Raw genomic sequence first — 15,284 nt, 5'->3', positions numbered from 1 at the left:
AGTTTACGGCTGTAGAGATGTACAGCCGATTAATATGTTGTAATTACTTTGGTAATTGGATGTTGTTTTTAATCTGGCTGCCTTACTTCATATTGCATTTGATGATATTTCCAAAGCTTGCCTTTTAGTTCCAATAGTTCTTGATACTTACCTTGCTCTACTATTCGTCCCTGTTCTAAAACTACAACTTTATCTGCTTTAGAAATAGTAGAAAGACGGTGAGCGATCGCAATTACTGTTTTACCCACAGATAGCTTTTCTAATGAATCTTGAATTAAGCGCTCAGATAGGGAATCTAAGGCACTAGTTGCTTCATCCAAAATCAAAATTTCTGGGTTCCGCAGTAGAGCGCGTGCAATAGCAATTCGCTGTCTTTGTCCTCCAGATAACCTAACACCCCGATCTCCTAATTGGGTATCAAAACCTTCGGGCATTTCCAAAATAAATTCTAGTGCATTCGCTAGTTTAGCTGCTTCTTGAATTTCCTCATTCGTTGCCTCCGGAGTTCCGTAAGCAATATTTTGCCAAACATTAGTATTGAAAATAAAAGTATCCTGACTGACGACAGCTATTTTGCGACGGAGAGAGTTAATTTCAAACTGTTGAATCTCGATTTCATCAATATAAATATATCCATCTGTAGCATTATAAAATCGGGGAATCAAATCAGCAAGAGTTGTTTTACCAGCGCCAGACGAGCCGACTAATGCTGTCATCTTTCCCTTTTCAATCGTCAGGGTAATATTATGCAACACTAGATTTTCATCATCATAGCCAAAATCCACAGATACTAAATCTATTGACCTGTTTAATCCCTTAAACTGAATTCTGCCATTTTGAAAGTAATATTTTTCATCACTTTTCAACAGATTTTTAATATTGTCTGCTGAACCATGTAAAGTGCTAAGATATGCTCTCGTACCATTAATATCTTGAACAAATGGAATAAAGCGAAATAGTACAAAGAAAAAGGTTAGTAAAGAAGCAACTTGTAGCGTTCCATTAGTCACAAGACTAGTGAATGCCAAAATAATCATTCCGATCAATACCGTAGTCGCTACCGCTTCGGCAATTGGCTTCACAAGTGTCCAGGTAAATACAACCTTTGTTGTGCTACTTATTACTTTATCGCTAGCTTTATAGTAACGCTGACGTTCAAATTCTTGAGTACCACAAGAATGAACAGTGCGAATGCCATTAATAAATTCTATGGCTGTTGATGTGAAATTAGCATTAGCAGTTGTCATGCCAAAACTTGATTCTCTGACTCTAGCATTCAGATTTGACAACCCCACACCTAACAGTGTAAATAGCAATGCTGAGATTATCGTCAATTGCCATGAGATCAAAAACATTGATATTAAGTAGACAAAGGTTGTGAGTCCTCTAGTTACTAAAAAAGCTCCGCCACTAAAACCTTGTCTGATTCTCTCAATTTCTGTAGTAATTGTGTTAATTAGTTCGCCAGAACGAGTTTTACTAAAGTAACTTAGCGATAATGATTGTAACTGTTCAAAAATTTGCTTGCGTAAGCGATCGGCAAGATGTAGTTGAGATAATTCAGTATAAACTTGAGAAAAATAATTGAAGGTGGCACGTAACCAAGTACTCAATAAAATCAGCAAAGATACGCGATATAAACGATTAATTGCTGATGTCTTGGCTCCTAAAATCCAAAGATCGAACCATTCTATTCCTGTTTGTACGGGTTGAGCATTGGGGCTAGTTAAGCTTTGCAAGAATGAAAGTAAGAAACCAATACTTACACCTTCAAAGGTTGCCGCCAAAATTGAGAAAACCAGAGCTGAAATTGCAATTTTGCGAAAGTGTTTAAATTCTCGCAATATCAAATAGTTGTCCTGCCAAAAGCTACTAGCTTTGAGCAGATTACTGACTGGTTGAGGAAGCTGTAAATTCATTAATTTTCTCATAATATTTTGGCAAGTTACATAGACATCTATAGATCGATACAGTTCAGATAAGCTCAAAACCCTGACGTAAAGATGCTATTTATCGCGTTTGAAAAACTAATTATCTAGAATCTGATACTACATAAATAATTTTTTTGAGTCTCAGTGCGATAAATGAAATCATCAATTACCGCACCGATAAATTACAGGGTTTGGCTATCGAGATGTAACAGATGAGACTGTGCCTCTACTTCCCAGGAAGTTGTAATTTCTGGTAATTTATTTAGCTGTACTGCATCTTCCAAAGTCCAACAACGAGATCCGGTTAAACTCATGTCACCCCGTAGCACATTAAATAACTGTGGCAGATTGTCGAGATTGTATTTACCCATCCGACGCCCTAGTGGTGTGGTATTGTCGGTGCAAAAACTCATCGCTTGAAAGAGTTTACCCCGTTCCCCAACACGCCATTCATGACAAAAAAGAGGCCCTGGCGAGTAAACCTGCATTAATACAATCAATCCCAACATGACTGGACTTACTAATAGCAGCAATATAAAAGCGGCAATCCAATCAATTACTCGCTGCAATTGTCTGAAGGGTTGGTTAGGGAGTTTTTTGCTAGCGGGTATGCTTAGGAATATTGGTTTTTGAGCTGCTTCACATGCATCTGCCCAAAATTTGAGCAAAGTCTCACCCAATTTTGGATCTATGCTGACCAAACTTACTGGAGAATGTTGTAAGCATTCTACTAGCGATCGCTTATTATCTAATGAAGCCAGATATGGTTGTTTCACTCCTCCAAGCGGCTTCACCAACAGCTTACCCCGTCGCCACTGGAGTGTGCAGTACCCACGATTATCTTGGTGTGACTGGGTTACATCATATAAATTCTCTAGAGTTGGAATTATTGAAGTTGTCATAATGTCTTTGGGTTTATACAGGAGTGAATTACTGAGGCGTTATCAAAGGCTATTAATGCCAAAGACCCAAATCCGAATCTTGTTGTAAGTCCAAAAATATGCTATAGTATTTGCCACTCAGCCAAGCATGTATTGCGTAGAATTCTGCTGGTGTAGAGATTTACAAATTAGACAGATACTAATTACATAAGTAGCAATCACCGAATTTTAGATTTTAAATTTTGGATTTTGGATTGAAGATTCAAAATCCAAAATTTAAAAAGGTTTGAAGCCCCCGAATTTATTCGTGGAATAAATCTCAAATCCAAAATTCTTTATTCAAGCCCCTGACTTGATTGCTGGGGTCAATCTAAAATCTAAAATCTAAAATCCAAAATTGTGTGACCGCTACTATTAACATTCATGGGCAAATCTTGATTTTCCGGAAACTACTGACAGTAGAGAAGTGTAGAGAGAAATTACCCATGAATCTATATCTACGTTGAATTACGCTGAGGTGTCCATTATCTTGATAGATTTGAAAAACCAGTCTGCTCTTGTCTTCTAGCCTTTATGAAGGTGCTTTAATCTCTAGAATATAAGACTCTGTAGAAATAGCGATCGCTCAAATAACTTCTTTATCTATTCTTTAAAGAGTCAGTGATTTCTCTGAAAAACCATAAAGATAGCATAAATATACTGAATTCTTCCCGATAGCAACAAAATTAAATTTGGTTCATCAAAACGCAGAAACAATTCATGAATCATTGCTATCAATTTAAGGTAAAAACTAGCTTTTAGCAGATTGCCTCGTTCCCAGTCTCAGACTGGGAATGCCCGTCCTTGAGGCTCCGCCTCTTTTACTCGCGGCAGCAGCCCAATGAACCAATACGCTTAGATTAAGCATTTTTTCTCTTCTCTCTGTTTCCTCTGCGCCTCTGCGGTAGCCTGCGGCAAGCCGTTCGCGTAGCGTCTCGTAGAGAAGCGTCTACGTTAAAAATTTGACATTTACTCGCGGCAGCAGCCCAATTAACAGCATTTCTAGCCTCTAGCTAGAAACGAAAAAAAATCCAAAACGCAAAATCCCCGACTTCTTTAAGAAGTCGGGGATTTATCATCTAGCCGTACTAGCTACTTTTCTACAGCTTGACGTAGAGCCAATTGTTGTTGTTTGACATTAGGTACGTAATTATTACTATTTGATACCCCATTAGCTACAACTCCAATCAGATTTAACTTACTCAGCATCGCTGTCGCTTGATTCAGCTGACTTCGCGTCACAATACCAATGCTTGCCACCATAATCACACTACGACAAGATGATGCAGTAAGCATGGCATCCACCAAACCGAGAACTGGGGGCGCATCTATCAGAACCAAATCATAGTTTTCCTCAAATGCTGTCATTAATTGGATCATTCGAGGAGAACTCAACAGATTAGCTGGGTCGGCAGGTTTGGGGCCAGCGGTCAAAATATCGATGTAGGCGGAACCTGAGTATTGAAGACTAATTTGGTTGGGTAGAGTTGTATCACTCGCCAATAAAGTTGAAAGTCCCTGCTCATTAGGAAGATTCAGTTGGTGGTGCAAACTGGGATCGCGTAAGTTGGCATCAATCAGCAGTACTCTTTTGTGTAAACGAGCAGCACTCATTGCCAAACCCAACGCCAAAGCTGATTTACCTTCATCGGCTAAAGCCGAGGTAATCATCAAAGATTTTAAATTAGTAACAGTATTTAAAAGTTCAATGTTTTTGTAAATCAGATCCAGCGATTCCCAACGCGGTGGAGATTGCAATACCTGAATCGTCCAAGGAGCGAGAACTTCTGGCTTGCCAAAAGGCAACTTAATCATTGATTCTCTAGGTTTGGCTGGCGGTAACTTGGGAGTTGTTCCCAACAAAGGCATAGCCATTTGCTTCTCTAATTCAGCAGTGGTGTGAACTGCATCATCAGCCGATTCGCGAATAAAGGCAGCAATACCTCCTAACATTAACCCAACCACAGCACCTAACAGCAAATTCTGTTGAAGATTGGGGCCTAATTTTGCACCTTTTTGAGGATCTTCTACCACTTCCCAATTGAATCCACCCTTGGAAAGTTCTTGCCGTAATTGTTGTTCTGCTCTTAAAAGCTGCTCTAATCTTTCACGACTAAATTGCAACTGTGGTAGCATTCGATTGTAATAAGCCAACAGAGGCGGGAAACGTTTGATTTCCAAACGCAGCTCGTTTTCTTTCTGAGCCAAAGTTTGATCGCGAGCAGTTAAAGCAACTATAGTTGTCTGCGTTTCTACTAACTGACCGGCAAGGCTGAGATCGATTTGACCCAACTGCCCTTTTTCGAGAAGAGAATCTCCAGAAGTGAACGCGCCAGCAGACTTTTCGCCTAAAGTTCTTCCTACCTCTTGTTGCAATAATTCCTTTTGGCCCTGAAGCTGTTCTTTGAGCTTTTGCACGCTCGGAGTTTGATCTGTAAAGCGTAAGCGTTCTTGTGCTAGTGCCAATTCGCTTTTTTGGATTTCGTTTAGTAAGCCTTGATAGCGAGTAGACTGACTCAAACGAGAAGCAACTAAAGCATTTTGGGGAGAACGGTTAAGTTGTTCTTCTAAAGATTTTTGGCGTGCTAAAGCTTCCCCATACTGAGCGCGAGTTGTCTGTCTTTCTTGGGAAAGATTGTTCAAAGCTGTTTCAATCGCTTTCGCCTGTGACTCTGGATCGATTAAGTTTTGATTTCTACGAAATCTTTGTAAATTTGTCTCAGATGCGTTTACTTCTTCGCTGGCTTTACTTAACTGTTCCCTAATGATTTGCAGACCTTTTTGTAAACGCGCAGTCTGTTGTTGTTTGTTATATTCCAGATAAACTTGTCGAATGGCATCTAGAACTTTTTGGGTTTTTTCAGGATCTCCAGCGGTATATTCAACTTGAAAGATTTTAGTAGCGACATTATCTTCTTTGCTCCTAATTTGAGTTAAGACCAAAGAAGCTTTAATTTCCGCCGAAGTTATATCTGGATAATTAGACTGAAGTTTATCAACTGCTTTTTGAATGAGTCCCGAACTTTGCATCAAGTTAAGCTGGGTGGCAGTATCTATGACCACATTAGAGTCAGTAAACTGATTGTCTACTCCCGCACCACCTTCCGTTTTACCTTGATAGTTAGGTTCTACTAGCAGTTGCATAGAACTTTTATAAGTAGGCTTTGTTTTTACAGTTACTATGCTGGCAATAACAAGAGAACTAATTAATACTGCTAAGAACCAAGGAAATCTCCGCACAAATACGGCAAACATTTGCCCGTAACTTGGTTCACTTTCAGAAGCTAGGGCTAGATGAGGATTTAGACTATTTTGAACCACTTTTATATCCTTGTCTTCAAGACTTACGCTAAGAGATTCTCCGAAAATTACCTATTTTTTTGACAAATAAATAGGTAATCTGATAGTGGAAAATTCAGAAATCAAATGAATAATTGCTGCACGCCACAAGCTTGGTTAATAATTTGCTCAACCTTGCCAAAGAATGCATTTTCTGAAAAGTTTGCTACTGCATGATTGCGGATGCGATCGTAATCCCAAGAAATGCCATTGGCTTCTAGTAAGGCAACTTGGAGAGATTCAGGTGTTTGTCTTTTGAAAAAGACTCCTGTTTCACCTGGTATTTGAGTATCTAATACTCCACCCGCTCCATAAGCGATGACTGGTGTACCGCTAGCGTTAGCCTCTACTGGCACTAACCCATAATCTTCTAAGGCTGCGACAATAATAGACTTGGCTTTGGAAAACAAGTCTTTGCGGGTTCTATCACTTACGTGTCCCAAGAACACAATATTTTGTAATGCTTTGGATTTTAACCGTGCTAATTCTGGCCCGTCACCAGATATTAATAGCCGCCACCCTAACCAATTAAAAGCTTCGACTATTATATCAAGTCGCTTATAACCGATCATCCGGGCGGAGGCCAGATAATATTCATCTTTTATATCGGAAAAAACAAATTTACTAGTATCAATTGGATAGTTCACCATCATTGCCTTTTTGCCATAAATTTTTTCAATTCGGCGGGCAACAACACTAGAATTAGCAATGTAAAGGTCAGGCTCCTGTGCATATTTCAAGTCTACCTTTCTCATTACTTGAAATATTTGTTCGATTAAAGGAGCAAAATATCTATAGTCTCCGTACTCTCTTAAATAAGTTGCTGTATCCCATAAGAAACGGGTGACGTTATGGCAAAAACAAATATGGTGGGCATTGGGATTTTTTCGTACTGCTTTGGCGAAGCTGGTGCTACTACTAATAATTAAATCGTAGTCTTGCAGATCCAAGGCACGAAAGGCAGGAAAATATAAAGGAGCCATCGACCTAAAATATTTTGCTGCACCAGGAATCTTTTGTAAGAAGGTTGTATTAACTATGCGATCGCCTAGATCGATAGTTTTTTGGGGATCGTACAAAGATGTGAAAATGTCTGCTTCAGGATAGCGCTTACAAAGCAGTTCAAACACACGCTCTGCCCCACCTCGCTGGGTTAAATAATCATGGACGAGAGCAATTTTCATGAAATTTGACCTAAAGTTTCGATCGGGTTTGTTGAAACGCTCCCCAGCAAGTTGTACCAATTCAAAATTCAAAATTCAAAATTAAGAAAGCCAGACAAAACGGAGGTTTGGAAGTGTTTATCTGTCGCATTCTTTTTTAAAATTGGTATTACTATCAACAACTTTAGTGTCCCGCAGTATAGCTTTCTATCCTCTTGATGAAATTCTGGCGACAAATATATAGGGGCTTCGGAGATCCCCCCAACCCCCCTTAAAAAGGGGGGCTTTTTCTCCTCTTTACCCCTTTTTTAAGGGGGTCGCCGCAGGTGGGGGGATCTTATCCGAAACGTATTAGGGGCGTACAGCTGTACGCCCCTACAGCTAATTCATTTGTGGCGAATATTTTTAGAACCGATATTATCCAACTGCTACTAAGATTTTTTCTGGAGCGAAATAGGCATTTTGCTCGGCTCGTAGTCGGTCGCAAAGTCTGCCTTCGGGTAATTCTACATCCTCATAAGTGAGGACTCGATCTTTAGAAATATCTCGTTTGAGGCGGCACCCTTCAGCTAAACCCATTGGTAGAAGATTTTGCTGTTGGACGATATCGGAATTTTCACATTGTCCGTAGGTCATGTAGTAGCCGATGCCATCTAGGGTTTCTCCTGCTTTCAGGTCGATTTTGGCGGTGGTGACAACATCTACTAGCGGGCCTGCTAGTGGAGACATAACGGCATCACCAAATAAAACAGCACGCGCTACGGACAAGGGAACTTCAAAATGACAGAGGTGATAAGGAGTATAGAAGCTGTAAAGTGGGCCTTCGCCTAATTTATATAAGTTGAGATAGTGGCGTTGCTTGGGGTCGTCGTGAGTGGCAAATACATATACGCCTGGGCCTGGTTTTGCTCCAACTACATAATCGACAATACCGCCTAGTTCTTTGAGTTGTTCAACATCATATAACTGGGTCATTTCATCGACATGACCGCTGAAGTCATATCCCAACATTCCCCGTTTGGCGACTTTCATGCCTGTGGCATTGGCAACGATCGCTTGCTCGAAGGAAATTTTGCTTCCGTCGGCGAAGCTAGCCACCATGTGGGGCTTTTGACCCCAACGTTTAGCAAATCCTTCCTGGGTGGTGGGATTGCGATAGGGGTCTTGAAGTCCTTTAATGTTACCGCACAATAAGGGAGTTAAACCAATGCTTTTTACAAAGCGATAAAGGTTCATTTGCACCCCTGGCTGATCGCCATCACAAGCGCTGAGAATCACGCCTGCTTTGTCGGCATACACTTTCAGGATGGGGCCAATGGTGCCATCGAGTTCGGCATTCATCATAATCACATGTTTGCGATGGGCGATCGCTTCCATAACGATCCCAGCACCAAATTCCACTGCACCCGTGACTTCGATTAATGCATCGATGCCTTCAGCCTGACACAGTAACTTAGCGTCTTCTGTGACTGCATACTTACCGTTAGCGATCGCATCTTCTAATTCGCTGATAGTTGCAACAACTTGAATATCTTCAATCCCTGCTTCCGAATAAGCTTGTTTAGCTGCACCAATCTGACGATTAGAGATAGCAACTAACTCCATTCCTGGCACTGAATTGACAATTTGGTTGGCAATTCCTCTACCCATAAAACCAGCACCGATCATTCCCACTTTGATAGGATTTCCTGCTGCTGCACGGGCTTGTAAGGCGCGATCGATAATAATCATGAACTAAACTCCTTTTTGGAACTGTTTGTTGTGTTACAAATTCTCGATAATTTTGCACTTAATAATTTTTTACAGTTCAACATTAAGTACATTTTCATGGTAATTATCATTAATGATAGCTACTAACTGGTTGCTTGCTAGATGCCATAACAGCAGTTTGTTTTTCCGGCTATGATTTTTGATAATTTGCTTGACAGTATTTCTGTAGGCTTGGGCAAACTTTTCTTATTGATTTGCTCTTGCATATTCCCTCCCCTTGCCTCTATAGCGATGGTATTTTTTTGGAAGTACCTTACCTCATACAGAGGAGCCAGTGTGTTGTGTGGAAAACACCTGGCACAGAGAAATAGTCTATACGCCAACAGTCATCATTCTCAACAAAGGCCAATTTAAATCTTTTTCGGAGATTTCAGTCACATCTAGAGGCCAATCAATGTTAAAAAATGGGTCGTCATAGCGTAAACCTCTTTCATATCCTGGGGTGTAAAATTCGCCCACTTGATATACAACTTCTGTCTCATCGGTGAGTGCTTGATAGCCATGAGCAAACATTTCTGGAACATATAAAGCGCGGCGATTTTCTGGAGTTAGCTCTACACCAATATGTGATAAAAAGCTAGGAGATTCAGGACGCATATCAATAATTACGTCGTAGATTGCACCTTTCGTACAGCGAATTAATTTTGTTTCTGCTGCTGGCAAAATTTGATAGTGCATTCCCCGGATAGTGCCTTTTTTATAATTAAAAGACAGGTTACATTGAGCAACTGTTGGCTTTAATCCGTGTGCTGCAAATTCTTGAGCGCAGAAAGACCGAGCGAAAAAACCACGGTGGTCTGGCTTTTCTTCTAAATCAATAATGAATGCGTCTTTGAGTGCAGTTGAAGTGAAGATCATGAATGAATAACCTTGAGAAGAATATTGAGGACAACAAAACTTGTTACAAACCTCATCAAAAATAGTTTTGAGTGGGTTTTTAGATTAACAATTAGCTTGCTTGGACTGAACTATATGGTGCTAACTTTGGTTGGGGAAAAGTATTGTCTCGATATTGAGTACAAACTTCTGGACGGTCGGGAGAAGTAGATGTGTAGCACGAGAATAAAGTTAACCTATCTTCAGTGCGTGATGTACCGTGATGTATGGCTTTTTTGGGATCGACAATAATGACTGTTCCTGCCGATCCTGTACAAGATTTCCAAGCCTGTTTCGGGATGATTTCATTTAGTTCTTCATTGGTGATACCTAAATGACCAGATTGCCAAAGCTTGTAGTAAGTACGGTAATAGTTTAATTTAAATAAAGAGGTTAAAGAAGCTGGGATATATTCAAAGGGCCCGTGCTTTTCTTCAACATCATTTAAGTAAATAATGATTTTGATCATCCGGCGGTCTTCTGCATCTTTATGCCATAGTTGTGTACCAAACTGATTTTTATTAGGGAAATCTTTGCGGAGATGTACACCATGAAAAATGATTGGCAGACCAATGTAGTTTTCAATGATGTTTAGGAGCCTTTTTTCGTTTCCCCAAGTAGCAAATTCAGGTAAATATGTAACTGTGTAAACTTGGGGAATTTTTTCATGTGAATCGTCATGATTGCCAGATTCCATTTGGGACGAATAAGCATAAGCTGCCTTGAGCAATTCTGCTGTTGAATCAAATCCCAATTCAGCAAGTGTGGTAACATGAATACCATCACATTTAAGGTCATCAAGAATTTTGCGATCGCTTGCTTCTAGTACAGGCAAATTAGCAGCGTGTTTCCAAAGTGCTAATCTGTAAACTAACTCAGATCCCAGTGAAAATATTTTGCGTTTAATCTTGAGCAGCATGGCATGACTACCTTTAATAGACTATCGGCTATTTTCTACTTGTTGTCTTAACTCTGCTCTGGGATAAGTATCATCCCAGTATTGGGTACAGAGTTCTGGTCTTTCAGGAGGGTTGGCGGTATAACAAAAGAATAGTGTTGAGCGTTCTTCTGTGCGGACTGTGCCGTGATGCAAAGCATTTTTCGTATCTACAATAATCACAGTACCTGCTGGGCCTGGGCAGGATTTCCAAGCTGATTTGGGGATGACTGGTTTCACTTCTTCATCATCAATGCCCATATAGCCTGATTTCCAAAGTTTGTAGTAAAGCTGAATATAATTCCAACTAAACAAGGAAGTTAAAGAGCGGGGAATGTATTCAAAAGGCCCAGTTTTTTCTTCGACATCATTCAAGTAAATAAAGATTTTGATAATCCGACGATCTTCGGCATCGCTATGCCATAGTAGCGTGCCAAACTGATGTTTGCTAGGGAAATCTTTACGTAAGTGTACGCCGTGAAAAGCAATCGGCAGACCAATATAATTCTCGATTAGATTGAGAAGTCTTTTCTCCATTCCCCAGGCATAAAATTCTGGTAAACCTGTAACTGTGTAAATTTGTGGCAACTTTTCGTCTAGATGGTCGTTGTTGGGATTTTCCATCTGAGACAATTGCTGGTAAGCAGCTTTGAGTAGTTCGGAGCTAGAAGTTAATCCTAAATCTGCTAGAGTTGTGACGCAAACGCCGTCTTTTTTAAGAGCCTTGAGGATATTGCGCTCGCGCCCTTCCAATGCTGGCAGATTTCTGCTATGCTTCCAACGAGCTACATAATATTCAAAGTCAGCAGACAGCGTAGATATTTTGCGTTTAATTACATTAAACATGTGGTAAACTCTTTCTAATTTTAATGTCGATTTCTCAGTAATTTAGTAGCTTATGGCTTATAGCTTCGTACTTCTTGAGCAGGTATTTCATTTGATTCGGCTAAACTAAATTCTTTAGAAATCATCACGTCAAAAGCACATAAACCGACTAAAGCTAAAAATGGGACTACTGTCTTAATGGCAGACATAGGCCATCTTCTTAAAGCACCTAAGAAAACTTTCAAGTTGACTTCTTTACCGTTTTGCAAAAGCATCCGCCGACAAAACTGCTTAGAATATCCACTCTGCTCCAATTTCAAAATTACTTCGGGTATGTGTTTGTATTGCATTAAAAGTGCAGATTTTGGTTCTTTCTGCCAATAACTCACACCCACAACACATTCCAAATAAGTCTCTTTCGTGACAATTACACGACCATTAGAAGCACAATACCCGGCTAAATATGCTAAAGATATCCAATTATTCTCAGCATCTTGCCAATTTTGTAGAGCGCGTTTCACTAAATCAGTGCGGTAGATTGTCGCAGTCAGAAAAATGACTGCACCGACACTTTTTGAGAAACAATGCTCAAATATAGCTTTACCATCACCATCACCATCTTCACTCTCTATATCAAACCAGCGATTACCAACAATTGTTGGTGGATGAACTGGTTCACCAGTAATTTGGTTCCGACCGGAAAAGTTGAGAAACAACAATGATAAATCTTCATATTGCTTAAGTTTGCTAATCACATAAGCAATAGCTCTATCTTGAATTGGGTCATCATCACCAATCGTCCAAACATATTTTGTTGTAGTAGAATTTAGGCAATACATAATATTTTTGACAACGCCTAAATTTTGAGGATTTTTATTTGATTTAAATGGAATATTGCTAAGTATTATTTGCCATTTTTTGATTGTATCTTGAGTATTGTCTGTTGAACAATTATCAGAAACCAAAATTTCACAATCATCTTCAAAACCTTTGATAGCTTGAGCTAGCCATGCTAACTGTTTATCCAGCAATTCAGCACGATTATAAGTTGGTATAGCAATAGTTAGTAATTTCTGCATGGTAAGAAATAGTAGTTAATAAATTGATATATGAATAGTTACAAATTACTCTCTAGCTGTTTGGGTGGAAAAAGAATTGCCCAAGCTGATATACTTAACAAACGGAGGTAAGGAAGAAATATCTTGATTGTCAATAAAGGCCAACGTTTGAAAGCACCTAATAGGATTTTCAAGTCAGTTTTTTGATGGAAATTCTGCCAAATCATTTCCTGACAAAATTTATGAGGATATCCTACTTTTAGTAGTTTTATATAAACTTCAGGTATGTATGCATATCGCATTTTAAAGTTCCATGTCGGATCGAGATCCAAAAGACTAGCGCCCATAGTACATTCTAAATAAGTGTCTTTAGTGACGATGACACTCCCATGAGCAGCACAAAATGCAGTCCAATATGCTTGAGATGCCCAATTATTAGTAGCAGACGGCCATTTTTGTAAAGCGCGTTGCACTAGATTTGTGCGATAAATTGCTGCTGATATAAAAAGTACACCGCCAAAATTTTCATTCAGATAACTTTGAAATACAGTTTTACCATCAACTTTTAGTTCGTCGTTATCGCTATTCAACCAGCGTTCGACAACCAGTTGACCTGTTTGTTTTTGACGACCAGAGAAGTTTAAAAACATTAGTGCTAAATCTGAATGTTTTTTTAGTGTTGTTAGCACATAATCTAGGGTTCTCTCTTGAATTGGGTCGTCATCACCAATTGTCCAAACATATTTACTATTTGGAGCTTTTAAGCAACAAGCAATATTACTCATTACCCCAACATTTTCACTATTCTTATTTGATCTAAATGTGACATTACTAAGAATTATCTGCCACTTTTTAATAACTTCTTGAGTATTATCTGTAGAACAATTATCAGAAATAAAGATTTCACAGTCAGACTCAAACCCTTTAATAGATTTAGCTAACCAAGTAAGTTGTTTATCTAAAATCTGGGCACGATTGAATGTAGGGATTGCGATAGTCAGCAATTTATTCATCTTCGACTTTGTTTATTTGGCTTTTTCTCAAAATGTAGCGATGCAGTCCAGCGACAATCTCTTTAGTTTTCAGATGGCTAACTCGTTTACTAATGCTGACATGAATGCCATAAATTTTAACTCGCTGATTGCAAATAACTTGAGGAATAGAATAAGCCCGAATCAATACTATTTGATTCGGAAGCTTAGATTCTTTTTCTGTTGCAGCTAGGCAGCTTTAGTATTTTTTATTCCAGAAGAAATCTTTGTCAATTTGCTCTGTCCGAATTAGATACTCTAGCTGTTTTAAACGAGTAAATCCTCTAAACAAGAAAGTATCTTCAGCCATGTGTATTTGACTGAATAAATCAAATAGCTGCTGGGCACCAAGTCGGGCATTCCAATCACATTTAAATCCAGGTAGGATTGTGTTGATTTTCTCGAAGGATACGCGATAGCTGCGGTTATCTGCGCCGTTGTCACCAAAGGACAATTTGCAATCTGGAAAAACATCAGCAATAATTTCTGCGATTTCTTTAACGCGATAGTTATTCGCTGTATCTCCCACGTTGAAGATTTGGTTATGTACAATGTCTCGTGGTGCTTCTAAGGTGCAAACTATTGCTTTGCAAATATCCAATGCATGGACTAATGGCCGCCAAGGTGTGCCATCACTAATCATTTTGATTTCTTTGCTAGTCCATGCCAACCCTGCTAAGTTGTTTAAAACAATATCGAAGCGCATTCTGGGAGAAGCACCAAAAGCTGTTGCATTCCGCATAAAGGTGGGAGAAAAGTCATCGTCAGCGAGTGGTGCGACATCTCTTTCTACAAGAGTTTTGCATTCTGCGTAGGCTGTTTGAGGATTAACTGCGGATTTTTCTGTGACATCACCTGCGGTAGCAACACCGTAGACACTGCACGAAGACATATATACGAAGCGACGCACACCCATAGCCTTAGCTAGACTAGCTAGACGAACTGAACCTACATGATTAATTTCGTAGGTAATATTGGGTGCTAATTGTCCGGCTGGGTCGTTGGAGAGTTCTGCCATGTGAACTATGGCTTCAATACCTTCCAAATCATCAGGGGTGATGTTGCGGATATCTTTGTTAAGGGTTTTGGGTGTGACTCCACTAGGGTTGTACAGCCAACCAACTTTATAGAAGCCGGTATCTAGACCAATAACTTCATGTCCTCGTTCGATTAACAAAGGGGGTAATAACGAACCTAGATAGCCTTCTGTGCCAGTTACTAATATTTTCATTGTGGTTAATTCCTTTGTATTGTATTGATGAGTTAAATTCTTCGTTTAGCTGGACGCACAGATGTATGTCCTAGAGTGTTGTTGCATCTAGAAGGGAACCGCTATATTTTTAGTTTGTAGGCTAAAAACTAAAACTGGTGTAGGTTGGGTTGAGGAACGAAACCCAACATTGTCAAGGCTTTGTTGGGTTTCGCTGTTGCTCA

At 39.6% G+C, this 15,284-nt stretch carries 12 protein-coding genes; all 12 read right to left on the bottom strand.

The features are described from left to right. Positions 1-68 precede the first annotated feature (68 nt). Positions 69-1,919, bottom strand: a complete 1,851-nt coding sequence (hepA, locus tag ACR5KR_RS13455) for a heterocyst formation ABC transporter subunit HepA (protein ID WP_448266859.1) — start codon at positions 1,917-1,919, stop codon at positions 69-71. Between the two features lie 194 nt (positions 1,920-2,113). After that, positions 2,114-2,833, bottom strand: coding sequence for a heterocyst development glycosyltransferase HepC (hepC, locus tag ACR5KR_RS13450; protein ID WP_448266858.1), 720 nt, complete (start codon positions 2,831-2,833; stop codon positions 2,114-2,116). Between the two features lie 1,110 nt (positions 2,834-3,943). Then, a complete protein-coding gene (locus ACR5KR_RS13445; RefSeq protein ID WP_448266857.1) occupies positions 3,944-6,172 on the bottom strand; it encodes a GumC family protein in 2,229 nt (742 codons plus the stop codon). A gap of 101 nt (positions 6,173-6,273) precedes the next feature. Then, positions 6,274-7,374, bottom strand: coding sequence for a glycosyltransferase (locus tag ACR5KR_RS13440; RefSeq protein ID WP_448266856.1), 1,101 nt, complete (start codon positions 7,372-7,374; stop codon positions 6,274-6,276). A 396-nt stretch (positions 7,375-7,770) separates the two neighbouring features. Then, the gene (locus ACR5KR_RS13435; RefSeq protein ID WP_448266855.1) at positions 7,771-9,084 is read right to left on the bottom strand and encodes an NAD(P)H-dependent oxidoreductase; all 1,314 of its coding nucleotides are present in this window, start codon (positions 9,082-9,084) and stop codon (positions 7,771-7,773) included. A 351-nt stretch (positions 9,085-9,435) separates the two neighbouring features. Beyond that, positions 9,436-9,981, bottom strand: a complete 546-nt coding sequence (gene rfbC, locus ACR5KR_RS13430; RefSeq protein ID WP_448266854.1) for a dTDP-4-dehydrorhamnose 3,5-epimerase — start codon at positions 9,979-9,981, stop codon at positions 9,436-9,438. Between the two features lie 91 nt (positions 9,982-10,072). Next, a complete protein-coding gene (locus tag ACR5KR_RS13425) occupies positions 10,073-10,918 on the bottom strand; it encodes a phytanoyl-CoA dioxygenase family protein (RefSeq protein WP_448266853.1) in 846 nt (281 codons plus the stop codon). A 21-nt stretch (positions 10,919-10,939) separates the two neighbouring features. After that, a complete protein-coding gene (locus ACR5KR_RS13420) occupies positions 10,940-11,782 on the bottom strand; it encodes a phytanoyl-CoA dioxygenase (protein WP_448266852.1) in 843 nt (280 codons plus the stop codon). 50 nt (positions 11,783-11,832) lie between these two features. Beyond that, complete coding sequence (locus ACR5KR_RS13415; RefSeq protein ID WP_448266851.1) at positions 11,833-12,840, bottom strand: glycosyltransferase family 2 protein; 1,008 nt, start codon at positions 12,838-12,840, stop codon at positions 11,833-11,835. Positions 12,841-12,878: 38 nt separating this feature from the next. Further along, positions 12,879-13,832: a glycosyltransferase family 2 protein gene (locus ACR5KR_RS13410; protein ID WP_448266850.1), complete on the bottom strand. Its 954-nt coding sequence runs from the start codon at positions 13,830-13,832 to the stop codon at positions 12,879-12,881. Next, positions 13,825-13,998 (bottom strand): hypothetical protein, encoded by a 174-nt coding sequence (locus tag ACR5KR_RS13405; RefSeq protein WP_448266849.1) that lies wholly within the window; start codon positions 13,996-13,998, stop codon positions 13,825-13,827. Before ACR5KR_RS13405 ends, ACR5KR_RS13410 begins: the two co-directional genes overlap by 8 nt. A 51-nt stretch (positions 13,999-14,049) precedes the next feature. After that, entirely contained in the window at positions 14,050-15,081 is a 1,032-nt protein-coding gene (locus ACR5KR_RS13400) for an NAD-dependent epimerase/dehydratase family protein (RefSeq protein WP_445631953.1), read from the bottom strand. Positions 15,082-15,284 lie beyond the last annotated feature (203 nt).

This window comes from Nostoc sp. DSM 114159, assembly GCF_053470285.1.
The sequence above is the reverse complement of the archived record's forward strand: the minus strand, read 5'-3'. Positions and strand labels throughout refer to the sequence as shown.

Coding starts and splice junctions, on each gene's coding strand:
- hepA (WP_448266859.1), bottom strand. CDS start 1,919: ATGAATTTACAGCTTCCTCAACCAGTCAGTAATCTGCTCAAAGCTAGT.
- hepC (WP_448266858.1), bottom strand. CDS start 2,833: ATGACAACTTCAATAATTCCAACTCTAGAGAATTTATATGATGTAACC.
- ACR5KR_RS13440 (WP_448266856.1), bottom strand. CDS start 7,374: ATGAAAATTGCTCTCGTCCATGATTATTTAACCCAGCGAGGTGGGGCA.
- ACR5KR_RS13435 (WP_448266855.1), bottom strand. CDS start 9,084: ATGATTATTATCGATCGCGCCTTACAAGCCCGTGCAGCAGCAGGAAAT.
- rfbC (WP_448266854.1), bottom strand. CDS start 9,981: ATGATCTTCACTTCAACTGCACTCAAAGACGCATTCATTATTGATTTA.
- ACR5KR_RS13425 (WP_448266853.1), bottom strand. CDS start 10,918: ATGCTGCTCAAGATTAAACGCAAAATATTTTCACTGGGATCTGAGTTA.
- ACR5KR_RS13420 (WP_448266852.1), bottom strand. CDS start 11,782: ATGTTTAATGTAATTAAACGCAAAATATCTACGCTGTCTGCTGACTTT.
- ACR5KR_RS13415 (WP_448266851.1), bottom strand. CDS start 12,840: ATGCAGAAATTACTAACTATTGCTATACCAACTTATAATCGTGCTGAA.
- ACR5KR_RS13410 (WP_448266850.1), bottom strand. CDS start 13,832: ATGAATAAATTGCTGACTATCGCAATCCCTACATTCAATCGTGCCCAG.
- ACR5KR_RS13400 (WP_445631953.1), bottom strand. CDS start 15,081: ATGAAAATATTAGTAACTGGCACAGAAGGCTATCTAGGTTCGTTATTA.